The 22,262-nt window shown below is 68.8% G+C and carries 25 protein-coding genes; 16 read left to right on the top strand and 9 right to left on the bottom strand.

The window, feature by feature from the left end; genetic code table 11:
* The 4 genes from FJ091_16360 (at position 1) to FJ091_16375 (ending at position 3,659) form a co-directional block, all read left to right on the top strand.
* Positions 1-1,176 carry an acyl-CoA dehydrogenase family protein gene (locus FJ091_16360; GenBank protein MBM4384925.1) on the top strand — a complete coding sequence of 392 codons (1,176 nt, stop codon included), beginning with the start codon at positions 1-3 and terminating at the stop codon, positions 1,174-1,176.
* A gap of 183 nt (positions 1,177-1,359) precedes the next feature.
* Positions 1,360-1,599 carry a hypothetical protein gene (locus FJ091_16365; GenBank protein ID MBM4384926.1) on the top strand — a complete coding sequence of 80 codons (240 nt, stop codon included), beginning with the start codon at positions 1,360-1,362 and terminating at the stop codon, positions 1,597-1,599.
* A gap of 91 nt (positions 1,600-1,690) precedes the next feature.
* The gene (locus FJ091_16370; protein ID MBM4384927.1) at positions 1,691-2,473 is read left to right on the top strand and encodes an amidohydrolase; all 783 of its coding nucleotides are present in this window, start codon (positions 1,691-1,693) and stop codon (positions 2,471-2,473) included.
* Positions 2,474-2,483: 10 nt separating this feature from the next.
* Positions 2,484-3,659 carry an amidohydrolase gene (locus FJ091_16375; GenBank protein ID MBM4384928.1) on the top strand — a complete coding sequence of 392 codons (1,176 nt, stop codon included), beginning with the start codon at positions 2,484-2,486 and terminating at the stop codon, positions 3,657-3,659.
* A gap of 6 nt (positions 3,660-3,665) precedes the next feature.
* On the opposite strand, the gene FJ091_16380 is transcribed toward FJ091_16375, so the two are convergent.
* On the bottom strand, positions 3,666-4,568 hold the full coding sequence (locus FJ091_16380; GenBank protein ID MBM4384929.1) for an SDR family NAD(P)-dependent oxidoreductase: 903 nt from the start codon (positions 4,566-4,568) through the stop codon (positions 3,666-3,668).
* Positions 4,569-4,730: 162 nt separating this feature from the next.
* Here FJ091_16380 and FJ091_16385 point away from each other — a divergent pair, with 162 nt between their 5' ends.
* Both FJ091_16385 and FJ091_16390 read left to right on the top strand, forming a co-directional pair.
* A complete protein-coding gene (locus FJ091_16385; GenBank protein MBM4384930.1) occupies positions 4,731-5,921 on the top strand; it encodes a cytochrome P450 in 1,191 nt (396 codons plus the stop codon).
* The gene (locus tag FJ091_16390; protein MBM4384931.1) at positions 5,918-6,745 is read left to right on the top strand and encodes a thioesterase family protein; all 828 of its coding nucleotides are present in this window, start codon (positions 5,918-5,920) and stop codon (positions 6,743-6,745) included. Before FJ091_16385 ends, FJ091_16390 begins: the two co-directional genes overlap by 4 nt.
* 116 nt (positions 6,746-6,861) lie before the next feature.
* On the opposite strand, the gene FJ091_16395 is transcribed toward FJ091_16390, so the two are convergent.
* Positions 6,862-7,794, bottom strand: a complete 933-nt coding sequence (locus FJ091_16395; GenBank protein MBM4384932.1) for a hypothetical protein — start codon at positions 7,792-7,794, stop codon at positions 6,862-6,864.
* Positions 7,795-8,066: 272 nt separating this feature from the next.
* Here FJ091_16395 and FJ091_16400 point away from each other — a divergent pair, with 272 nt between their 5' ends.
* The 7 genes from FJ091_16400 (at position 8,067) to FJ091_16430 (ending at position 14,611) form a co-directional block, all read left to right on the top strand.
* Positions 8,067-9,287, top strand: coding sequence for a CoA transferase (locus FJ091_16400; protein ID MBM4384933.1), 1,221 nt, complete (start codon positions 8,067-8,069; stop codon positions 9,285-9,287).
* Between the two features lie 121 nt (positions 9,288-9,408).
* A complete protein-coding gene (locus tag FJ091_16405; protein ID MBM4384934.1) occupies positions 9,409-9,918 on the top strand; it encodes a MaoC family dehydratase N-terminal domain-containing protein in 510 nt (169 codons plus the stop codon).
* The gene (locus FJ091_16410; protein ID MBM4384935.1) at positions 9,918-10,394 is read left to right on the top strand and encodes a hypothetical protein; all 477 of its coding nucleotides are present in this window, start codon (positions 9,918-9,920) and stop codon (positions 10,392-10,394) included. Before FJ091_16405 ends, FJ091_16410 begins: the two co-directional genes overlap by 1 nt.
* Positions 10,395-10,410: 16 nt before the next feature.
* Positions 10,411-11,535 (top strand): acyl-CoA/acyl-ACP dehydrogenase, encoded by a 1,125-nt coding sequence (locus FJ091_16415; protein MBM4384936.1) that lies wholly within the window; start codon positions 10,411-10,413, stop codon positions 11,533-11,535.
* A gap of 26 nt (positions 11,536-11,561) precedes the next feature.
* Positions 11,562-12,803: a CoA transferase gene (locus FJ091_16420; GenBank protein MBM4384937.1), complete on the top strand. Its 1,242-nt coding sequence runs from the start codon at positions 11,562-11,564 to the stop codon at positions 12,801-12,803.
* A gap of 28 nt (positions 12,804-12,831) precedes the next feature.
* The gene (locus tag FJ091_16425; protein MBM4384938.1) at positions 12,832-13,200 is read left to right on the top strand and encodes a hypothetical protein; all 369 of its coding nucleotides are present in this window, start codon (positions 12,832-12,834) and stop codon (positions 13,198-13,200) included.
* Between the two features lie 22 nt (positions 13,201-13,222).
* Positions 13,223-14,611 carry an MBL fold metallo-hydrolase gene (locus FJ091_16430; protein ID MBM4384939.1) on the top strand — a complete coding sequence of 463 codons (1,389 nt, stop codon included), beginning with the start codon at positions 13,223-13,225 and terminating at the stop codon, positions 14,609-14,611.
* Positions 14,612-14,621: 10 nt separating this feature from the next.
* On the opposite strand, the gene FJ091_16435 is transcribed toward FJ091_16430, so the two are convergent.
* From FJ091_16435 to FJ091_16455, 5 genes are all read right to left on the bottom strand, one after another.
* Entirely contained in the window at positions 14,622-14,867 is a 246-nt protein-coding gene (locus FJ091_16435; GenBank protein ID MBM4384940.1) for a hypothetical protein, read from the bottom strand.
* A 109-nt stretch (positions 14,868-14,976) separates the two neighbouring features.
* Entirely contained in the window at positions 14,977-15,396 is a 420-nt protein-coding gene (locus tag FJ091_16440) for a hypothetical protein (protein ID MBM4384941.1), read from the bottom strand.
* A 66-nt stretch (positions 15,397-15,462) separates the two neighbouring features.
* Positions 15,463-16,473 carry a TIGR03617 family F420-dependent LLM class oxidoreductase gene (locus FJ091_16445; GenBank protein MBM4384942.1) on the bottom strand — a complete coding sequence of 337 codons (1,011 nt, stop codon included), beginning with the start codon at positions 16,471-16,473 and terminating at the stop codon, positions 15,463-15,465.
* A gap of 8 nt (positions 16,474-16,481) precedes the next feature.
* Entirely contained in the window at positions 16,482-18,176 is a 1,695-nt protein-coding gene (locus FJ091_16450) for a DUF885 domain-containing protein (GenBank protein MBM4384943.1), read from the bottom strand.
* On the bottom strand, positions 18,173-18,811 hold the full coding sequence (locus FJ091_16455; protein ID MBM4384944.1) for a hypothetical protein: 639 nt from the start codon (positions 18,809-18,811) through the stop codon (positions 18,173-18,175). The genes FJ091_16450 and FJ091_16455 overlap by 4 nt, the downstream gene beginning before the upstream one ends.
* A 47-nt stretch (positions 18,812-18,858) precedes the next feature.
* Here FJ091_16455 and FJ091_16460 point away from each other — a divergent pair, with 47 nt between their 5' ends.
* Positions 18,859-19,293 (top strand): GNAT family N-acetyltransferase, encoded by a 435-nt coding sequence (locus FJ091_16460; protein ID MBM4384945.1) that lies wholly within the window; start codon positions 18,859-18,861, stop codon positions 19,291-19,293.
* A 13-nt stretch (positions 19,294-19,306) separates the two neighbouring features.
* Here FJ091_16460 and FJ091_16465 read toward each other — a convergent pair whose 3' ends face one another.
* Entirely contained in the window at positions 19,307-19,612 is a 306-nt protein-coding gene (locus FJ091_16465; GenBank protein ID MBM4384946.1) for an antibiotic biosynthesis monooxygenase, read from the bottom strand.
* Positions 19,609-20,367: an SDR family oxidoreductase gene (locus FJ091_16470; protein ID MBM4384947.1), complete on the bottom strand. Its 759-nt coding sequence runs from the start codon at positions 20,365-20,367 to the stop codon at positions 19,609-19,611. Before FJ091_16470 ends, FJ091_16465 begins: the two co-directional genes overlap by 4 nt.
* A 254-nt stretch (positions 20,368-20,621) precedes the next feature.
* Here FJ091_16470 and FJ091_16475 point away from each other — a divergent pair, with 254 nt between their 5' ends.
* Both FJ091_16475 and FJ091_16480 read left to right on the top strand, forming a co-directional pair.
* Positions 20,622-21,062: a hypothetical protein gene (locus tag FJ091_16475; GenBank protein ID MBM4384948.1), complete on the top strand. Its 441-nt coding sequence runs from the start codon at positions 20,622-20,624 to the stop codon at positions 21,060-21,062.
* Positions 21,063-21,240: 178 nt separating this feature from the next.
* The gene (locus FJ091_16480) at positions 21,241-21,774 is read left to right on the top strand and encodes a hypothetical protein (GenBank protein MBM4384949.1); all 534 of its coding nucleotides are present in this window, start codon (positions 21,241-21,243) and stop codon (positions 21,772-21,774) included.
* The last annotated feature ends 488 nt before the right edge of the window (positions 21,775-22,262 follow it).

The following is a 22,262-nucleotide window of genomic DNA, read 5'->3' on the forward strand; positions in this document are numbered from 1 at the left end:
GTGGACTTCGAGTTGACGCCAGAGGAGAGAGCTTTCGAGGCTGAGGTCGAGCAGTTCCTGCGCGAGAACTACTCCGCCGACGTGATGGATGCGAACCCGGAGCAGCTCTCGCAGACCGTCGACACGCCCCCGAAGCGCGCGTTCATGCGCAAGCTCGCGGAGCGCGGCTGGCTCGGCATGTCGTGGCCGAAGGAGTACGGCGGGCGCGAGTCATCAGGCATCTACGACTTCGTGCTGACCGAAGCGCTCGCACGCTGGGGCGCACCGCAGCCGGGCAAGGGCGTCGGCATCGTCGGCAAGACGCTGATTCGGCGCGCGAGCGAGAAGATGAAGCGCGAGTTCTTGCCGCAGATCATGCGCGGCGAGATCGAGTTCGCGATCGGCTACAGCGAGCCGAACGCGGGAAGCGACGCCGCGAACATGCAGCTCAAGGCCGAGAGAGTGAGCGGGGGCTGGAAGCTGAACGGGCAGAAGACGTGGACCACGTCGGCGCACTTCGCCGACTGGTACTGGGTGGGCGCGCGCACCGACGCCACCAAGAAGCACGACGGCATCACGCTGTTCCTGATTCCGATGAACCACCCCGGCTTCACGATCCGTCCGATCGAGACGATCGGCGACGAGCGCACGAACGAAGTGTTCTTCGACGACGTGTTCGTGCCCGACGACTACGTCGTCGGCAAAGTCGGCGAGGGATTCACCTACATCAGCGAGGCGCTCGACCTCGAGCGCTTCGCGATGATGCCCGTGGGCCCGCTCGAGAAGAAGCTCGAAGCGCTCGTCGGCTGGGTGCGCGGCGCCGAGCGCGACGGCGCGCCCGTCGCGAGCGACGCGAACGCGCGGCACCGGCTTGCGCGCATCGCGACCGAGGTGGAGGTGGCGCGCGTGCTGCAGCGGCGCGTGATCAGCGCCGCGCTGTCGAACCGAATTCCGACGGTCGAGTCGTCGCAGTACAAGCTCTTCATGAACGAGACCGGGCAGCGCCTCGCGAACGCCGCGCTCGACCTAATGGGTGAGGAAGGCGCGCAACGACCCGGCGAAGCGAGCGCGCCGCTCGGTGGTCGCTTCGAGCGCAGCTACCGCTACACGGTCGTCGACACGATCGGCGGCGGCGCGAGCGAGATCCAGAAGAACATCATCGCGCGGCGAGGGCTGGGGCTGCCTAAGAACTTTTGAGCGCGCCGCGGGAATCGAGGGCGGCTGCTCGGCCTTCCCTGCGCGAGGCGCGTCTGCACGCGTGCGCCCGCGCGGTGCGAGTGCCCGGCAATTCCGTCGCGTTCGGTGCGCATCGCATGCGCAGTTCGTCACGTCGGCGAGCGCACGCGGTACTCAACACCACACACAGGTGTTGGAGCCCCCATGACCGCGCTGCTGATGGTGCACATCTTCCTCATCGTCTTCGCGGTGCGACGCGGCTGGCGCGTCGCGCCGTTCGTGCTGCTGGCAATGACGCCGCTCACCGCGCACTTCATCGCCGGCGCACCACCGATTCAGCTGATGGGCTGGCTCGTGTCGGTCACGACGCTGACCGGCCTCGTCGGCCTACTCTCGACGGCGAGCCTCGTCTACACGGCCGTCGTCGACCCGGAGCCTGCTTAGCGCCTCGAGCGGCGGCGTATGATGCGGCTCCGCACCCGCGGAGGCGCGCGTGGCGAAGCTTCGAGCGATCGATCTCGCGATCAACGTCGACATGAGCCGGCTCGGCATGCCCGAGTGGCTGAAGGCTGCGGAGCGCGAGACGTTCAAGCAGGGCGACGCGCTGTTTCGAGACCTGACCACGGACGAAGTCGCCGCGCAGATGGACGCGCACGGGATCGCGCGCGCGGTGCTCGGCGTCGATCCGCTCGCGCCGAATCCGCACGTGCTCGCGTTCCTGGAGAAGCACCCCGGCCGATTCTTCCTCGCTGCGAGCCTCGACCCTAACAACGCGATGCGCGGCATTCGCGCGCTCGAAGCGGTGAAGCGCGCGTACCCGCGCGAGCTCGTCGAGGCACGCGTGGTCCCGTTCCAGCACGATCTCGCGCCCGATGCTCCGCTCTACTACCCGATCTACGCGAAGTGCATCGAGCTCGGCCTCGTGTGCGGCGTCTACACGGGCCTGCCCGTGCCGCCGGTGCCGGGCGAGTGCCAGCACCCGATGCATCTCGATCGCGTCTGCTTCCACTTTCCCGAGCTGAAGCTCGTGATGTGTCACGGCGCCGATCCGTGGTGGGACGTCGCGATCCGGCTGATGATGAAGTACCGCGGGCTGCACTTGCAGACCTCGGCGTGGGCGCCGAAGCGGCTGCCGCCGGAGCTGATTCACTTCATGAACACGCGCGGCCAGGACAAGATTCTGTGGGCCTCGAATCATCCGAGCGTCCCGCTCGCGCGCCACTTCGACGAGCTGCCTGCGCTGCCGCTGCGCGAAGGCGTGCTCGACAAGTACCTCTACCGCAACGCCGCTCGCCTGTTCTTCGGCGAGAGTGATTAGGGAGATCTCGATGGAGACGCTCGGCTATCCGGTCTACGACGCCGACAATCATCTCTACGAACCCGAGGAAGCGATCCTCGCGCATCTGCCCAAGAAGTACGCGAGCCAGTTCCAGTACGTCACGGTGAACGGGCGCAAGAAGCTCGCGATCGGCGGCCAAATCAGCGACTACATCCCGAACCCGACCTTCGACGTGCTCGCCGCGCCCGGCGCGCACGAGAAGTGGTATCGCGCGCAGAACAGCGAGGGCCTCACGCTGCGCGAGTTGTCAGGCAAGCCGATCGCGTGTCCGCCTGCGTTCCGCAACGGCGCCGATCGCCTGAAGCTGATGGACGAGCAGGGCGTCCACGCGACGCTGATCTTCCCCACGCTCGCGAGCGCGGTCGAAGAGCGCATGAGCTTCGACCACGCGCTGATGAACGCGGTGCTGCACTCGCTGAACGAGTGGATGTTCGAGACGTGGGGCTTCGCGCGCGAGGGGCGCATCTTCGCCGTGCCGTTCGTGACGCTGATGGATGTCGAGATGGCGGTGCGCGAGCTGGAGTGGGCGCTCGCGCGCGGCGCGCGCAGCATCGGCCTGCGTCCGGCGCCGGTGCCGGGCTATCGCGGCAGCCGCTCGTTCGGCTTTGCCGAGTTCGATCCGTTCTGGGCGCGCGTCGCAGAGGCCGGGATCTTCGTCTCGATGCACGCGAGCGACTCGGGCTACGACCGCTTCTCGCGAATGTGGCAGGGCGGCAGCGAGTTTCTCCCGTTCAAGCCCGACCCGTTCCGCCAGGTGATGGGGCTCAGCTCGCGCGCGATCCACGATTCGCTCGCGGCGCTGATCTGCCACGGCGTCTTCGACCGTCACCCGCGCGTGCGCGTCGCCAGCATCGAGAACGGCTCGAAGTGGGTGTTCGGCCTGATGGATGCGCTCGCGCACGCCTACGGCCAGATGCCGCGCGAGTTCTCGCGCCATCCGCACGAGACGCTGCGCGCGCACGTCTACATCGCGCCGTTCTACGAAGAGCCGATCCGCAGGCTCGCCGACGCGATCGGCATCGAGCGCGTGCTGTTCGGCAGCGACTTCCCGCATCCCGAGGGCCTCGCGCGGCCGCTGGACTTCTTGCCCGAGATCGCGGAGTTCAGTGCGCGCGATCAGGAGCGCATCATGAGCGCGAACCTGCGCGGCCTGCTCGCCGCGTAAGCGCGCTCACCCCTTCGGCCGCGCAAACGGATTCGGGTACAGGATCGCTTCCTGAAACGCGCTCTCCATCTCGGCGAAGGCCGTGTCCATCTCCCACACGCCGTCCGTTACGACCTCGCGCGTGATCACCGGGTTCGCGAACAGGCCGATGCGGCCGTTGCCGCACTGCACGACGCGCCCGTTCAGCCACGCGCTGCGCTCGCTCGCGAGGTAGACGACGGGCGGCACCACGTTCGCGACGCTGATGCGCGGGTTGTCGGGGCTGTAGTTCATCAGCGTGCTCTTGCCCTGAAGGCTCTCGGTCATGCGCGTGAACGCGACCGGCGCGATGCAGTTCGCCGTGACGCCGTATTGCCCTAATGAGTTCGCGCACGAGAACGTGAGGCCGACGATGCCCATCTTCGCGGCGGCGTAGTTCGGCTGAACGGGCGAGCCGTAGAGGCCCGAGCCCGACACGAAGTTGATGATGCGGTACTGGCCGCCGCGGTTGTCGCGCCACCACTCGCTCGCGTGGCGGATCGTGTTGAAGGTGCCCTTGAGATGCACCGCGATCACCGAGTCCCATTGATCCTCGGTGAGCTTCCAGACGAGGCCGTCGCGGATGATGCCCGCGACGTTCACGAGAATGTCGAGGCGCCCGAATTCGCGGATCGCCGTCGCGACGAGCTCCTTCGTCTCGCTGAAGCTCGTCACGTTCGCGGTGTTCGCGACGGCCTTGCCGCCGGCCTTCAGGATCTTGTCGACGACTTCCTGCGCTGGCCCGCCGCTCGCGTTGCCGCCGTCGAGCGCGACACCGAGGTCGTTCACGACGACGCACGCGCCTTCCGCCGCCATCGTCTCCGCCACCGCCGCGCCGATGCCGCGCCCCGCGCCCGTGATCACCGCCACGCGTCCTTCGAGCTTGCCCATGCCGCCTCCCGCGAAAGGCGCGCAATCTACGCGCGCGGAGATGGCGCTGCATGCGGATCGCCGCTCATTCCGGCCGGGCCAAAATGACCGCCCGATCATTTTGGCCCGGCCGGAATGACCGCTCTGAGGCGACCGCCCGCTCGCCGCGCCTATCGTGCGCAGATGCCCAGCTCCGAGCGCATCTACGACCCCTACACGCACGAGATGCAGCAGGATCCTTATCCCGCCTACGCGTGGTTCCGCGAGCACGCGCCGTGCGCATACAACCCGCGCATGGACTTCTACGCGCTGTTCCGCTTCGAAGACGTGTGGAACGCGACGCTCGATTGGAAGACGTTCAGCTCGCGGCTCGGGCCCACGCTCGAGAATCGCAGCATGCCGGGCGAGTTCTTCTCGATCATCGGGATGGACCCGCCGCGCCACACGCGCGTGCGCAACATCGTCAGCCGCGGGTTCACGCCGCGCCGCATCGCCGCGCTCGAGCCGAAGATTCGCGCGATCGCGCGCGAGCACCTCGGCAAGCTCGAAGGCCGCCGCGCGTTCGACATGCAGGCCGAGTTCTCGGTGAAGTTCCCGATGGACGTGATCAGCCTGCTGCTCGGCTTCCCCGTCGAGTACCGCGCCGAGTTCCGAGCGAACATCGAGCGCAGCCTCGAGCGCGACCCGAGCACGAACATGCCGCCGCAGGCCGGCATCGACGCGATCATGCGCTCGCAGTCGATGATTCGCGAGCTGCTCGCCGAGCGCAGGAAGCATCCGCAGGACGACTTCCTCTCGCTGATGGCCGAGGCGACCTACGACGACGTCGACGGCGAGACGCGCGCGCTGACGGACGACGAGATCGGCGCGTTCTGCAACTTGTTAGGGGGAGCGGGCGCCGAGACGACCACGAAGCTGATCGGGAACCTCACCGTGTACCTGTTCCGCAACCCGGATCAGCGCGCGCTGATCTGGCGCGAGCCGGCGCTCATTCCCGACGCGATCGAGGAGGTGCTGCGCTACGACGCGCCGTCGCAGTACCAGGGCCGCGTCGCGCAGACGGACACGACCTGGCACGGCGTCACGATTCCGGCGGGCGCTCGCGTCGCGCTCGTGACGGGCAGCGCGGGCCGAGATCCGCGCGAGTACCCCGACCCCGATCGCCTCGACGTGCGCCGCCAGCGCGGTCGCGAGATCTACTTCGGCCACGGGCAGCACGTGTGCATCGGGAAGTCGCTCGCGCGCCTCGAGGCGCGCATCGCGCTCGAAGAACTCCGCGCGCGCTGGCCCGAGTACGCGGTCGACGAGGCGAGCCTCACGCGCACTTATCAAGCGCACGTTCGCGGCTTCGCGACGGTGCCGGTGCGCGTTTGAGCGCGAGCGAAGTCAGCGCGACAGCCGACTGCATCTACGAGCGCGCGGGCGAGCTCTTCGTGCCGACGAAGTGGGCGGGCGGGCCGTGGTCGCCGGACACGCAGCACGGCGCGCCGCCGGCGGGCTTGTTCGCGCGCATGGCGGAGCTCGCGGAACGCGAGAGCGGGCTCCAGCTCGCGCGCCTGACGATCGACCTGTGCAAGCCCGTGCCGCGCGTGCCGCTGCGCCTCGCGACGCGCTGGGTGCGGCGCGGGCGCAAGCTCGGCCTCGTCGAGGGCATGTTGTTACGGGGAGATGAAGAGATCGCGCGCGCCTCGGCACTGCTGCTCGTGCCGCGCGCCGAGCTCGCCGGCAGCTCCTCGGAGCCCGCGCTCACGCCGCTGCCGCCCGAGCGCGCGCAAGCGATCGAGTTCATGCCGAGCGCGTTCGCGCGCGACGTACCGCCCGGCTTTCACTTCTCGATCGAGGCGCGCATCGGCCGCGATGAGCTCGGGCTCGCGGCATGGATCACGACGCCGCTCACGCTCGTCGCTGGCGAGATCACCTCGCCGCAGGTGCGCTTCGGCATGCTGAGCGACCTCACCTTCGCGATCGGCGGCCACCTCTTCCTGCGCCACGCGGGCCAGACGCCGCGCGACACCGGCACGCGCTTCATCAACGCCGACATCACGATCTACCGTGAGCGCGCGCCCGAGGGCGAGTGGCTCGGCTACCGACCCGCGCTGATCAGCAACCAAGCGGGCGTCGGTATCGCCGAGGTGGTGCAGTTCGATCGCGCGGGGCGAATCGGAAGATCGATTCAGGCGCTCGTCGCGATGACCTGAAGGCGCGCCCGCGCGACTTACGGGCGAAGTTGCGAAAGAATCGCGGATTCAGCGTCAGACGCCGATTCCGCGATCTTGCTTCCACGGGCGCGGGGTTGGCTGTCGACGAGCGTCTCCTAGCGCAGCCGCTGCACCGCGCGGTCCACTTCCGCGACGAGCTTCTCGATCTCCTCGTTGTTCGCCTCGCGTACACGCGGATCGGGGAACTTGCCCTCGAGGCTGTACTGGCGTGCCGCGAGCGCGCGCGTGCCGTAGCGGCCGACTTCGAGGCGGTAGAAGTCGGCGGGCGCCTGCCCGAACGCCGCGACGAACGCGTCAGCGCTCGGGGTGCCCTTCGACCAGGCGCGGAAGTACGCCGCGAGCTCATCCTGCCGCTCGCGGTTCGCGACCATCAGGTAATGCACCGCGAGCCACACGCGCGCGCGGTCTTCCTTCACGTAGCGGCCGGGCTCTTCGCTCAGCAGCGCGCCGGGCTGGCGGCCTTCCTTCTCGTCCGCGATCAGCGCCGCGTACTGCGAGAGCTCGATCGGTGGCAGGCCGCCGATCTGAATCGTGTTGCCCTCGATCTGGAACGCAGACACGAGCTCCGCGAGCCCCTCGCGATACCAGTTCGGCGAGCGCACGCGCGCGTCGTCGAGCCACAGCTTCACGAGATCGCGCTTCAGCGTCTGCCGATCGATCGGCTTGTTCTGCCCGCCGAGCTTCGCGACGCCGAGGCTGCCGCTCGCCGTCACGTTCGCCCAAGCGCCAGTTTCTTTGTCGATCAGATACGGGAGCGCGTCGGTGCCGCTCTTGAAGACCATCAGGCGAACTTTTCCGAGCTTCGCCTTCTGCAGGCTCGTGAACCAAGTCATCGCCGCGCGGAACTCTTCGAGCTCGCGGTAGAGCTGCTGCGCCTCTTCGAGGTCGCCGTCCGTGTAGATCGCGAAGTTCGCGCCCTCGACGACCTGCCAGTCGCCGCCCACCGGCGTGCTGGCGCAGGCGCCGAGCAGCGCTGAGGCGAGGATTGCGATCGCGAGCGCGCGCACGGAGCAGCGGCGGATGAGCATGGGGGTTCCTTCGAAGAGCGCCAATTCCTACAGCATTCCGCGCACTTCGGCCTGACCATCGGTCGCCGCCCCTGCGGGGTTTGATTTACAAGACGCGGCGTCTCGAATACCATAGCCGCGCCTTCGCCCCCGGTAGCTCGCCGAGCGAGCGGTCTCGCGGTGCTTCGCCCCGCTCGACCAACCGTCGCGCGCACCTGCGCGCTTGGAACCGGCGGCAGGCGCATGGGAGAGCCTGCATGAAACCGCGCAAGCGCATCGTCCCCGGCCGCCGCATGCCGGTGAAGGCCCCGGTCGTCGCGGCGAAGCGGCCGAGGCGCCCGAAGAGCGATCTGCCGCCGGCGCTCGGCGGCATCACGGTGCTCGACCTCTCGACCGTCGGCCCAGGCACGCGCTGCACGCGCATCCTCGCCGACTACGGCGCGCGAGTGATTAAGGTCGGCGCGCCGCCGCGCCGCGCGGGCGTACAGGTGGAGCCCGCGTTCTACGCCTACAGCGCGCGCCGCGGCTTCCTGCAGACGCGCCTCGATCTGAAAGAGCCCGAGGGCCGCGACGCGTTCATGAAGCTCGCGAAGCTCGCCGACGTGATCGTCGAGAGCTACCGGCCCGGCGTCGCGAAGCGATTGGGGATCGACTTCGAATCGGTGAAGCGCATCAACCCGGGCATCATCTACGTGGCGACCAGCGGCTACGGACAATCCGGTCCCGCCGCGCAGTGGGCAGGCCACGACATCAATTACTTGGCGATGGGCGGCTTCTTGCACACGAGCGGCCGCGGCTCGGGCGGCAAGCCGCCGCTGCCCGGCGCCACCGTCGCCGACAGCGCGGCGGGCGGCATGCACGCCGCGATCGCGGTGCTCGCCGCGCTCCAGCGCCGGCACACGACGAAGAAGAGCGAGTTCCTCGACGTCTCGACCACCGACGGCGTGCTCACGCTCACCTCGCTCTACATCGACGAGTTCCTCGCCACCGGCGAGAAGCCCGGCCCCGGCCACGACGTGCTCACCGGCCGCTACGCGTTCTACGACACCTACGTGTGCCGCGACGGCAAGTGGCTCGCCGTCGGCGCGATCGAGGGCCACTTCTACACGAACTTGTGCAAGGCCCTCGGCTGCGCGCAGTTCATCAACAAGCAGTACGACGACGTCGCGCAGCCGCAGATCCGCGCGGCGTTCGCGAACGCCTTCAAGTCGCGCGATCGCGACGACTGGGTGAAGGAGCTCGCGCCGAACGACACGTGCGTGACCGCGGTCTACTCGATCGAGGAGCTGGTGAAGGACAAGCACCTCGCGGCGCGCGGCGCCTTCAGCGAGGCGCTGCATGCGAACCGCGGCGCGTTCCAGCAAGTCGCGCCCGTGCTCGCGGGCATGGAGCGCGACGGCGAGCCGTTCGAAGCGCGCGACGCGTCGCGCTCGGACACCGTCACGCTGCTCAAGGAAGCGGGGATGTCCGCGAACCGCATCGAAGATCTCAAGGCGTTCGGAATCATCGCCTGACGCAAGCGAAGCGCAGCGAGCCGGAGGCGAGCGGAGATCGAACAGTGGCCTCGACGTGCGCGGGACACTCGACGCTCGCTGCTCACGAACCTCTCGTCAGAGCCTAACAACTGGAGAAGTCATGTCCGAGATCCCGGCCGACGTCCAAGCTTGGATCGGTCAGAAGCGCTACGAGCTGTGGGGCGAGTTCGACGTCGAGCGCGGTTACATCTTCACCACCTGCTCCTCGGTGATGAACGGCAACCCGCTGTTCTGGGACGAGAAGGCCGCGAACGAAATCGCGGGCGGCTTCATCGCGCCGCCGACGATGATCTCGGTCTGGTTTCGCCCGCATCACTGGTCGCCGGGCAAGGACGAAGGCGCCGTGCCGCTGCAGTGCCACTTCGACTTGAAGGAGCGTCTCGGCGTTCCGGAAGCGGTGATGACCGACAACGCGATCACGTTCTACGAGCCCGTGCGCGTGGGCGACCGCTTGAAGACCCACCAAGTGATCACGTCGATCTCGCCGCTCAAGGAGACGAAGCTCGGCATGGGGCACTTCTGGGGGCTCGAGGTGCACTACGAGAACCAGAAGGGCGAGCTCGTCGCGATCGAGACGTACACCGGTTACGGCTACCGAAGGAAGAAGTGATGCACGCAGTCCGCACCCTCGACAGCATCAAGGCCGGCGAAGCGCTGCCGGAGCTGAAGATCGAAGTCTCGCCGACGACCGTCGTGCTCGGCGCGCTCGCGAGCCGCGACTGGCGGCCGATGCACCACGACAAAGACTTCGCGGTGAATCGCAACGGCACGCGGCACATCTTCATCAACACCCCGCACAACGCCGCCTACTTCGAGCGCTACATCACGGATTGGACCGGGCCGCACGGCCGCCTGGCGCGCATCAAGTTCCGCATGCGGGACTCCGTGTTCCCGGGCGACACGATGGTGTTCCACGGCAAGGTGGACAAAGTCGAGAAGGACGCGACGGGCTGCGGCTTCGTCGATCTCTCGGTGTGGCTCACCGTCGGCGACAAGACCACGACCGAGTGCACCGCGCGAATCGCCGTGCCCACCGCCCCGGGCGACAACCCGTGGGCGCGGCGCGGGGAAGCCTGGCGCCCTTAACAAGCGGGCGCGGGCTGTGAACCTCGACTTTACAGACGAGCAGCAAGCGCTGCGCGATCTCGTGCGCGGCGTGTGCGCCGAGCACTCGCCCGTCTCGGTGGTGCGCGCGCTCGAAGACGACGCGCGCGGCTGGCCGGATGCGCTGTGGAAGCAGCTCGGCGAGTCGGGCGTGCTCGGGATTCTCGTGCCCGAGGTTCATGGCGGCGCGGGGCAGGGGCTGCTCGACGAGGCTGTCGCGTTCGAGGAGCTCGGCCGCGCGCTCGCGCCGTCGCCTGCGTTCGTTTCGAGCGCCGTGTGCGCGAGCGCGCTGCTCGCCGCGGGCAGCGAGGCGCAGCGCGAGGCGTGGCTGCCGCACATCGCGAGCGGCGCAGCGGTGCTCACGCCGGCGTGGCTCGAGCCCCAGCGCGGCTTCGGCCCGAACGGCGTGCAGCTTCGCGCGCGCAGAGACGGCGCGAGCTGGGAGCTGAGTGGCGTGAAGCGCAACGTCGCGTTCGCGTCGCACGCGACGCGCCTGCTCGTGCTCGCGCGCACGGGCGATGCCGAGAGCGACGTGACGTGGCTGCTCGTCGACCCGAACGCGCCGGGCGTCACGGCGAAGCAGGTGCGCGGCCTCGCTTCGGGCACCGAGTACGAAGTGAGCTTCAGCGCAGTGCGCGTGAGCGACGACGCGCGCGTCGGCGCGGTGAACGCCGGCTGGGTCGCGTGGGAGCGAGTGCTGCGCGACGCGCTCGTCGTGCTCGCCGCGTTCGCGAACGGCGCGTGCGAGCGAGCGCTCGAGATCACCGTGCAGTACGCGAAGGACCGCAAGCAATTCGACAAGCCGATCGGCGCGTTCCAAGCGATCTCGCACTACCTCGCCGACGCGCGTACCGCACTCGACGGCAGCAAGTACCTCACCTACGAGGCCGCGAGCGTGCGCGACGCAGGCGGCGACATCGCGCGCCTCGCGCCGATGGCGAAGCTGTTCGCCTGCGACACGTTCCGCGACACGACGGCGATGTGTCAGCAGGTGTGGGGCGGCGTCGGCTTCACGATCGAGTACGACATCCAGCTCTTCTTCCGCCGCGCTAAGCAGCTGCAGCTGTCGTGGTGCGACCCGTCGCACCTCGATGAGTCGATCGCGCGCGCGATTCTCGCCTGAACCCTTCCAACCACTCGGAGTCTTCGATGCATCAAGGTGGCCCCCTCACAGGTCTGCGCGTGATCGAATCCTCGCTGCTCGGTCCCGGCGCGATCGGCACGCATCTGTCGGATCTCGGCGCCGACGTGATCAAGGTCGAGTCGCCCGCCGGCGACTACATCCGCGACATGACGTGGCCCATCGTCGAGGGCGTCTCGTTGCTGCACCTGCACGTGCACCGCGGCAAGAAGAGCATCGTGCTCGACCTGAAGACTGCGGAAGGCGCGCAGATCTACAAAGACCTCGTCGCGAAGTCCGACGTCGTGATCGAGGCGATGCGGCCCGGCTCGCTCGCGGCGCGCGGCCTCGGTTATCAGGATCTGCGCGCGATCAACCCGAAGATCGTCTTCTGCAACATCTCCGGCTACGGCGCGACCGGGCCGTATCGCGACCTGGCCTCGCACGGCATCGCGTACGACACCTGGGGCGGCGCGATCAAGCCCGAGTACGACGCCGACGGCTTCTGCTTCATCCCCGAGCACGCCTCGATCGGCATGCACGCGGGCCCGATGTTCGGCGCGCTCGGCATCCTCGCGGCAGTGATCCGCGCGCGCGCCACCGGCGAAGGCTGCGAGCTGGAAGTCGGCCAGAGCGACGCGACCGCATACATGGACTGGTATCGCATCGAGAGCTGGCTCGCGTACAACCGGCCCGAGGATGTTGTTACGGGCAACAAGTCCGACAACTACTTCCGCCGCGCGCCGGGCACGGCCGGCATGAAGGAAGGCGTGCGATACCAGATCTACGAGAGCTCCGACGCGCACGTGCTGTTCATGGCCTCGGAGCAGGCGTTCTGGAAGAACTTCTGCCTGTGCGTGGGCCGACCGGATCTCTTCGAGCGCTGGCCGGGCTCGAAGTACGCGGACCACGCGCGCGGCAATCGCGAGCTGCAGGCGATCCTGCGCGACATCTTCAAGACGAAGACCGCGAAGGAGTGGATCGCGCTCGGCGAGGAGAAGGACTTCCCGATCGCGCCGTTCAACACGCCGAAGACCATCGTCGACGATCCGCAGTTCAAGGATCGCTTCCCGCTCTACACGGTGGAGCAGTGCGGCGCCGAGATGCTCCCGTACCCGGTGAAGTTCCCCGGCGAGGCGTTGCCTGTTCCGGCGAAGGCGCCGAGCGCCGGACAGCACACGGACGAAGTGCTGGCGCGTGTGCTGGGCAAGAGCGCGGGCGAGCTCGCGACGCTGCGCAGCGCGGGCGTCTTCGGCAAGCCGAAGGCGTGACGCACCCCAACAACCGCCGCGCCGCCGCGTGAGCCGCGCGTTCCGCATCGCTGCGGGCGCCATGGCGGCGGTCTTCGTCGCCTGCGCCGCGGCGCAGTGGAACGATCCCGACGCGCTCTACTGGATCGCGCTGTACGCCGTCGCCGCGCTCCTCGCCGCGCGCGCCGCGCATGGCGAGCTGCCGCGCATCCCGATCGCGGCGGCGCTCGCGATGTACGTGTTTCTCGCGCTGCGCATGGCGCCGAGCCTCTTCGCCGCGCGCGAGGAGGCGTTCACGCACTGGCAGATGCTCGATTCGAGCGACGAGCTCGCGCGCGAGGCGGGCGGCGTCGCGCTGTGTGCGCTGTGGAGCGCGGTGCAGGCGTGGCAGGCGTTTCGGCGGCGCGCGCCGTCCTGATCATCTGCTTCGAGGAGGGCCTGTGATTCGCATCGTCTCGCTCTCGTTCGCGATGTGCTTTGCGAGTGTGCTCGCGGCGACTGCCCAGCAAGACCCGCGCGCGCTCCTCATGCGCGAGCACCCCGAGCTCGCGGCTGCGCTGCAGCGCGACGCAGGCTTCGGCGGCGCGAGCTCCGCGCTCGTCGCGAATCGCATGCACTCGCGCGATGCCGCGGCGATCGCGGACTCGCGCGCGAAGACGAGCGTCGAGGAAGTCGCGCCGCGCACGTGGCTGATTCGCATGCCGTTCGTGAACGCCGTGCTGTTCGAGACGAGCGACGGCCTCGTGCTCGTCGACGCAGGACACTCACCCGGCGGCCCGGGACTGCTCGACGCGATTCGCAGCGTGAGCAAGCAGCGCATCCACACCGTGATCTACACGCACAGCCACGCGGATCACGCGTTCGGCACGTGGGCGCTGCTCGAAGCGGGCGAGAAGCCCGAGATCGTCGCGGCCGAGGAGCTGCTGGGCGGCTTCGAGTTGTTACTGAAGCTGCGCGGCTCGATCGCGAAGTACAACAATCAGCGCTTCGAGGACGGCCCCGCGACGCGCGACGACTTCGTGTGGCCCACGCGCACGTTCCGCGGATCGCTCACGCTGAAGATCGGCGGCGAAGACTTCGTGCTCACGCACTGCAAGGGCGAGACGGACGACCAGCTCTGGGTGTGGGTGCCGAGCCGCCGCGCGCTCGCGAGCGCCGACTACTACCAGGGCTTCTTCCCGAACGCGGGCAACCCGAAACGCATGCTGCGCGACATCGACGCCTGGGCGCAGGGTCTGCGCGACATGGCCGCGCGCGAGCCCGCGTTGTTGTTGCCCGCGCACGGTGAAGCCCTGCGCGACCCGCAGCAGATTCGCGGCGAGCTGCTCGCCCTCGCCGAGGCCTTTCAGTCCGTGATCGATCAGACCCTCGCGCACCTGAACGCGGGCCTGCGCAAGGACGAGATTCCGCTGCGCGTCGCGTTGCCGCCTCATCTCGCGAGCCGGCCCACGCTGCGGGTCAACTACACGAGCGTCGCCGACGTCTCGCGCATGGTGCTGAAGAAATACACGGGCTGGTGGGACGACGTGCTCTCGCACTGGAGCCCCGCGCCGCTCGCCGAGGAAGCGCGCACGCTCGTCGAGCTCGCGGGCGGCAGCGCGCGCGTGGCGGAGAAGGCGCGCGCGCTGGTCGCGGAAGGCAACCTCGCGCTCGCCTCGCACCTCGCGGACTGGGCGTGGCACGCGGACCCGAACGATCCCGTCGCGCAGCAGCTCGTGGTCGACGTCTACGTCGCGCGCGCGATCGATCCGCGCTCGCTGCTGCAGGAGCGCATGGAGTACTTGGCGCGCGCAGCGGAGGCGCGGGGACGGCTCGCGCTCGGGCAGTAACAACCGCCCGTTACTTCTCGTCCTTCTCGTCCTTCTCGCCCTCGAGCCCATCGCTGAACGACTCGAGGAAGTCGCCGACCGCCGAGAGCGCGCTCTTCGCCGAGAGCGCGGCCTCGCAGCCTCTCGCCTTCGCGCAGGTGTCTGCCTCCGCGTAGCACTGCTGCAGCTCCTTCACGGCTTCCTCGCCGCCGCTGCTCCGCAGCTCGGCGACGGACGCGCGGCACTCGGCGGCGTCGGTCCCGCAGAGGTCCGACATGCGCCGGCAGATCTGGTCTTCGGGCGCGCAGGCCGTGGAGAGCGTCAGAGCAAGGACTGCTGAGAAACTGACGGACAAGCGCGTCATGGCGTCTCCACTCGAGCTGGCGTCATCCACCCGGGGCGCGCGAGAAGTCAACTTCGCCGATGGTGCGCGTGAGCTCACCGAGCGTCCATCGAATTCGCAGCCAAGTCCCGAGCCAGAGGACTCCGAGAGCGAGCGCTACCACGGCGGAAGCGGCGCGAGCGACCTCGCCACCCACGAGGAACGCAGTGCCGACGAGAGCGATCGAGACGAGGAACGCGGCGGGCAGGCACACGAGCGGCAGCGCGCCGAGCGTGAAGCGCAGCTGCAGCGCTGACCCGGCGCCATGCTCGTGAATCTCGCCGACACCGATCAGGCCGAAGCCTGTGGTGCCGCCGGTCTCGCTCACCGAGAAGTGGTTGCCGTCGACGTGGCAGTAGAGCGTCCCGATCGACGCAGCGAGGACGTGAACCGAGGCCCAGCTGGTGAGTCGCGCCGCCGGCATTGCGCTGAGCCGATCGCGCACGATCGCCGGAGTGAGCGGGCTCGTGCCGTGGAAACGCACCGCGAGTCAGCTCGCCGCCTGAATCACATCGCGCACAGCCTCCGCATCCCCCGTTTCGTCGTACAGCATCAGCGTCGTGCGCGCGGCGAAGCTCGCGTTGCGCGCGCGTAGCTTCGCGCCCACCTCGGCGGGCGTGCCCGACACGGCGATCAGGTCGAACAGCGAGTCGTCGATCCGCTTCATCATCTCGCCCCAGCCGCCGGTCTTCGAGAGGCGGTTCAGCTCGGGGTGGAGCGCGCCGTAGCCGTGGTGCTCGAGCACGCCTCGGTAGGCGGGCGTCGAGCCGTAGAACGAGATCTGCCCGCGCGCCTTCTGCCGCGCCGTCTCGATCTGCGCAGGCGTGCCGCCCATCGCGACGATCGTCTGACACGAGATCGCGATGTCCTTGCGCGAGCGTCCGCTCGTCGCGAGTCCGCGGCCCAGCGCTGGCAACGTGACGGCTTCGAGGAACGCGGGCGTGTGGAGCGGATGCACGAGGAACCCGTCGGCGACTTCGCCCACCACCTCGACCATCTTCGGGCCGACGCCCGCGAGATAGATCGGCGGCGCGCCGTGCTTGTTAGGGCCGGGGTTGAAGAACGGCGTCATCAGCGTGTGCGTGTAGAACTCACCGCGGAAGGAGAGCCGCTCGCCGGTCTCCCACGCGCGCCAGATCGCGCGGACCGCGAGCACGAACTCGCGCAGCCGCTTGGCGGGCTCGCTCCACGGCATCGAGAAGCGCTTCTCGATGTGCGGCTGGATCTGCGTGCCGAGGCCGAGGATGAAGCGCCCGCGCGAGATCGTCTGCACGTCGTGGGCGACCTGCGCAACGGTCATCGGGTTGCGCGCGAAGGCGATCGCGACGGCGGTGCCGAGCTCGATGCGCTGCGTCGCCTGCGCGGCGAGCACGAGCGGGATGAACGCGTCGTGCGCGCTCTCGAAGCTCCACGCCGCGCCGAAGCCCTGCGCTTCGAGCCGTGCAGCGGCGGCGCCGGTCGCGGCGAGATCGGGGCTGAGTAGACCTGCATCGATCTTCACGGTGCCTCCTAATCACTCGCCGCGTCGCGCATCGCCTCGCGAATCGCCGGGAGCGGCGCGCCGCCGTAGCTCATGAACGCGTCGTGGAACTCTCGCACGGAGAACGCGCGCCCGGCCCGTTCCGCCTTCGCGCGCAGCTCTTCGCGCAGCGCGCGAATCTGCGCCTTGGCGAGCGTGTAGCCGAGATACTCCGGGTCGTACGTGCCGCGCAGCGCTTCCTCGTCGGCGATCACCTGCGACGTGTGCGAGATCTCGCGAATCGCGCGCGCGGCTTGCGCCACGCTCCACCCGCGCAGGTGCAGTCCGATCGCCGCCTTGCAGCGCCCCGCACGAATCAGCGAGTAGCCGAGCTGGCCGAGGTGCTCGCGCGGATCGCGCGCGCTGGCTTCCCAGGCGATCTCTTCCGCGTACGTCGCCCAGCCTTCGGACGTGATCGTGCTCGCGATCTCCGCGAGTGCGCGTTCGGTGCGCGACGGAATGCGACGAATCCAGAGCTCGTGCAGGAAGTGTCCGGGGTATCCCTCGTGCGCGCTGAGCGCGAGCAGCGCGACGCGCGGAGGCAGGAAGTCGCGCTGGCGCTCCGCGGGCCAATCCGCGCCCGTCGACGTCACGTAGAAGAAGCTCTCAACGGGCTTCGGCTCCAGCGGCCCACTCGCGACGAACCACGCGAACGCGCTGCGCATGTACGACGGCGACTCCGCCACGAGCACGCGGTCCTCGGACGGAATCGAGGCGACATCCCGCGCAACCATGGAACTGCGCAGCCCTTCGAGGTGCGCGCGCGCGAGTGTGTGCACTTCGCGCGCCGGCGGGCTTTCACTGTGCGCATCCAAGAACACGTCCGCGGCGCTGCGCGTCGGATCGATCGCTCGCGCCGTCTCCGCGAGCGCCGCCGTGTCTCGCGCGACCTCCGCATCGCAAATCGCTTCGATCTCGGTGAGGCCGAGCTCGATGCCATCGGTCTCGCGCAGCTTGCGGAGCAGCGCTTCCTCGCCGATCGCGTAGCTCGCGTCGGATGCGGGCAGACGCGCTTCGAGGAACTCGACGTAGCGCTTGGTCGCCCGCGCGAGCCGGCTCGTTGCAGCGAGTGCCGCTTCGTGCGCGTCATTACTCGCGAGCGGCGCGAGCGCCTCCGGCACGTCGTCGCGCAAGAAGTCGATCGCGCCGCGCGCGTTTCCGAGTTCCACTTCGAGAACGGCGCGCGGCAAAACCGGATCGAGCTGCTGCTCCGCGAGAGCGAGCAGGCGCACGCCCGCGTCCGCATGCGCCGCGAGCGCTCGCGCGCGCTGCTCGAGCGGCGCGTAGCTCTTCGAGAGGTAGCTAGCCAGATCGAACGCGCTCTCGTAGAGCAGCGGGCTTCGCTGCGGAGCGCGCTGGGTCTCGAGGCTGAAGCGGAGCGCGCCCGCGACGAGCCGCCACGAGGCGCGCTCGACGCGCTCCCGACGCGAAAGGGCGCTCGCGTCGAAGCCGGCGAGATCCGCTTCGAGCTCGCGTGACCACGCGACTGCGCGGCGCACGTACTCGGCGTCGGGGTACGCGAGCTTCCCGTCGTACGAGTGGTCGCCGAGGTAGGCGGCGACTTCGGGTGCGAGCGCGAAGTACTCGACGAGCGCGCGATCCGAGCGCTCGCGGAAGCTCGGCGCATCGGGCGACAGGGTGCACGCACACAGCGCGAGTGCGATCAGCGCGAGCGCGCGCTTCATCGCGCCGAGCTCCGCAGCGAGCCGCGCACGCCGTCGAGCACGCTCGGCGCCCAAACCGCGCACTCCTCGCCCGCAGCAGCGATCGCCGCTTCCAGCGCGGGGAGCTCAGCTGCTTCGAGCGCGAGGAACGGCCGCGGCGCGAGTGCGCGCACCGTGCGCTCGCACACGAAGCTCGCGTCGGCGTAGGCCTCGGGCAGCGGCGAAGCGTGAATGCGCGCGCACACGTCGCGCAGCGAGTCGCTCGCGCCTTCCGCGACTTCGCCCTCCCGTAACAACCGGGCTGCGCTCGCGAGCGCATCGCGATAGGCCGAAGGCACACCCGCTTCGCGCGCGAGCCAGCCGTCGAGCAGCAGCTCGCTCGCGACGTGCGCCGCGCCGCGTGCGGGGCCGCGGCGGAGGCCGCGCGCTTCGAGCGCCTGCGAGAGCTGCGTGCAGCGCGCCGCGAACACGCGGTGCGCGTGAAACGCGGCGTCGCTCGCATGGTGGAAGCGCACGCCGTCGCCGAGCGCATCTCGCGGTGCGCCCGCGAGCCGCACGCGCGCGAAGCCGCACAGATCGGGGAGCATCGCGCCGAGCACGAACGCGGCGCTTTCGCTGCGTTCGCTCGCGAGCACGGCGTGGGCGAAGAAGTTCACGCGCGCCAGAGTCGCGAAGCCGCGCCGCGCGCGCGAGCATCGCGTGCATGCACGGCGGCACCATCTCGTGTCACCACGGCCGCGCGCCGGCGGAAGCCGTCGCGATTCGGCGCCGCGTGTTCATCGAAGAGCAGGGTGTCTCCGAAGCCGACGAGATCGACGGCAAAGACGCGGACCGCACGCACTTCCTCGCGCGCGACGCCGCGGGCCGCGCGATCGGCTGCGCGTGCCTGCGCCCCTACGGCGCACAGCAAAAAGTCGAGCGCGTGGCGGTGCTGCGCGAGCTGCGCGGCAGCGGTCTCGGCGCCGAGCTGATGCGCGCCGTAGAGGCGCACGCGCGCGAGATCGGCGCGCGCAATCTCGTGCTGCACGCGCAGGCCGCGGTGGTCGCGTTCTACGAGAAGCTCGGCTGGGCGAGCATCGGCCCGCGCTTCGACGAAGCCGGGATCGAGCATCAGAAGATGGGGAAGCGGCTCGCCTAGGCGCGCGGCGCCCTTACTCGAAGTTCACCGCCGCGAACGGACTCAGGGGTGTCGCCTTCACCTCGGCCACGAGCGGACCGAGCTTCGCGAGCATGTGCTTGTAGGCGTCGCTCGCGCAGTGTGTGTCGAACGCGGCTTTGTCGGCGTACACGTCGAAGTACCAGAACTCGTCGGCGGTCTCGCTCGCTTGGCTCATCACGTAGACGAGCGTGCCCGGCTCCTTGCGCGACTGCGCGCACACCGACTCGTTCAGCGCCCTCAGCTCCTCGCGCTTCCCGGGCTTCGCAACGATGCGCGTCACGAACGCGATGCGGCTCATCGCAAGAAGTCCCGGCCGCCGTCGACCGTGATGCTGGTGCCGTTCACATAGCGGCCTTCTTCGCTGCACAAGAACGCGACCACGCGGCCGATGTCCTTCTCGCAGTCGCCCACGTAACCGACCGGGATGCCCTTGCAGTACTCGGCGTACTCCTCGGGCCGCGCCGCCTTCCAGCCCGCGAAGCCCGGCGACTCGGCGAGGGGAAGGATGTTGATCGCGCGAATCCCGTCCGCGCCCCACTCGACGGCCGCCGCGCGCGTGAGCGTGCGCGTGGCTTCCTTCACCGCGCCATAACAACCGTATCCGATCGGGTCGTGGCGCAGAGAAGCCGCCGTTCCGAGGTTGATGATCACGCCGCCGCGCTTCGCGAGATGCGGATGCGCCGCGCGCATGAAACGGTGCGTCGCGAGCGGGCCCGACGCGAAGCCCGCGAGGAACGCCTCGTCCGTCACGTCGAGCAAGCGGCCGAGGGGCACCTCCTGCGCGTTGTTCACGAGAATCGAGAGCCCCCCGAGCTCGCGCACCGTGGCGTCGACCGTGCGCTGCACGTCGCCAGCGTCGCACACGTCGCAGCGCAGCGCGACCGCGCGCCCGCCGCGCGCGGCGATTTGCTTCGCGGTCTCCTCGCACTTCGCGAGCGTGCGCCCCGCGACGGCGACCGCCGCGCCTTCCGCCGCGAGCGCGAGCGCGATGCCCTGACCGACGCCTTGTCCCGCGCCGGTGACGAGTGCGAACTGTCCGGAGAGCTTGCCCATGCGTGATTCTCCTCCGCGTGATGCGCTGATGCTCAGGATGCGCCAATGCGAGAGGCCACGCCGTCGCAGCCTTTGCAGCGAAACGCTGCGAGAGGGAACGCTGCGAGGAAAGGCTGCGAGCGAGCGCGAAACGATGCGAGGAAGAGCCTCGCGGGCGAAGGCCGCGCTTGCTTCGCAGTGTTTGCGGGGAGAAGATGGGCCGGAACGAGGGCCGACGGCGCGAAGGCTGGTCGGTCCATTACCTGTTGGGCGGCGTGAAGAACCTCAGAGTCATTGGCCTGCTGCTGGCCTTCGCGTCCTCGTGCTTCCTCGTATCTGAAGACGAGGTCGCGCGAGTCATTTCCCCCGACGGCAGAGTCGACGCCATCCTCATCGAGACGAATGGCGGCGCGACCACGTCGTTTGGCTATCGCGTGCTTCTCGCTAGGCACGGCTTCCATTGGCGGCTCGCAACCGAAGTCGCGGCGTTGTACGGAGCGGTTCGCTCCGAGACCGCCTACGGTGCGAACCTCCGGTGGCGCAGCCCCAACCAACTCGCGGTGGAGTACCTCGAAGCGGACGAGGCTCGCGTCTTCAGAGCTGACGCGTTTGTTGGTGGCATCACTGTGCGGACGACGCTCGCTTCGGGTGTATCAGACCCAACGGCACCGCCTGGTGGCATGCTCTACAACCTCGAGGGCCGTCCCTTCGACTAGTTCGTAGATGCCCTCGCACGCCGCCCAACCATGCAATGAAGCTGACCGGCCGCCGCTCAGAGGCTCGCAACAGCACAGACCGTCGGCCGGCCGGTCCGGAGTTGTCGCGCGGCTGGCCGAGCACACATGGTAGGTTTGCGGCGGCCGGCAGCTTATTGCCGATCCGTTGGACGGCGGGATGAAGAAGGCACCCAAGTTCGACGAGGCTGACCGCGAAGCCGTGATTCGAGCGGTCGAAGATCGACTCGGTGTGCGGCTGTCACCGGTCGGCCGGCGTCGCAAGTGGCTCCGCGACGGCGATGGGCGCAGCTACTGGGTCCTCGGCGGCTACGGCGAGTGGCACGGCATCCCCGAAGAGATGGTCGACGCCGAGGCGAAGAACCCGACCACTGGGATGCTCGTCATCGCCAACCGCAAACGTGAAGCGCTGCAGGTCTTCGTCGGCCCAGTTGATCCCGTCATTCGCAATCGGAACAGGCTCTACCGAGCGCGCAAGACCACTGGCGACTACCAGTTCACCCTCACGCAGAAGGGTAATCGCCTCCACATAAATCAGGTCCCAGGGTTCGCGCTGACGGAACTCTCAACCTTCGGTTACACGGCAGATGAGAAGGCCAAAGATCAGGGCGTCCACGCGGTCAAGGGCTTATTGCGGAAGCTCACGAAGGAACAAATCGCGGAGCTTCTTCGTGACCTCGACGAAGAGAAATAGAACAGCGTCAGGTGGCCCGCCGTCCAACAAGGCGCTGCAGCTGACCGTCAAGGGCCGCGCTTCGATCAACCGCGGTAGAGTCTGGCGGCGACGCTCGGCGCTTCGGGCCACCACGGCGGCGGCCCTTGCCGGCAGCTGAGCGCCGATCCGTTGGGCAGCGTGAAGATGCTTCTGAAGCGAGCCTAGTTCCTCGCACTACTCGTTCTCGCAGTTCCGTTGGCGTCGCGCGCTGGGAGTCCATGGGTTCGCGGCGACCTTGCCACGATGGTGGAGGAGGTCGTCGCCCACACCGGGATCTCGATAAACATCAGCGAGTCGACTCCAACGTCTGTGAGCATCAGCCAGGTGAACGGGCACCCGGTTGACCTGCTGGCATTTCTCGGACCAACGGTCTCTAGAGAACGGCCCCTGGTTGCTCTGTTGATCGACCTCGCGCGGCAAACTCTGCCGGCGTGAGATTGCCGAGGCTCGAGTGCGGACGGACGGTG

The organism is Deltaproteobacteria bacterium, from assembly GCA_016875395.1.
Classification (GTDB): Bacteria; Myxococcota_A; UBA9160; order UBA9160; family UBA6930; genus VGRF01.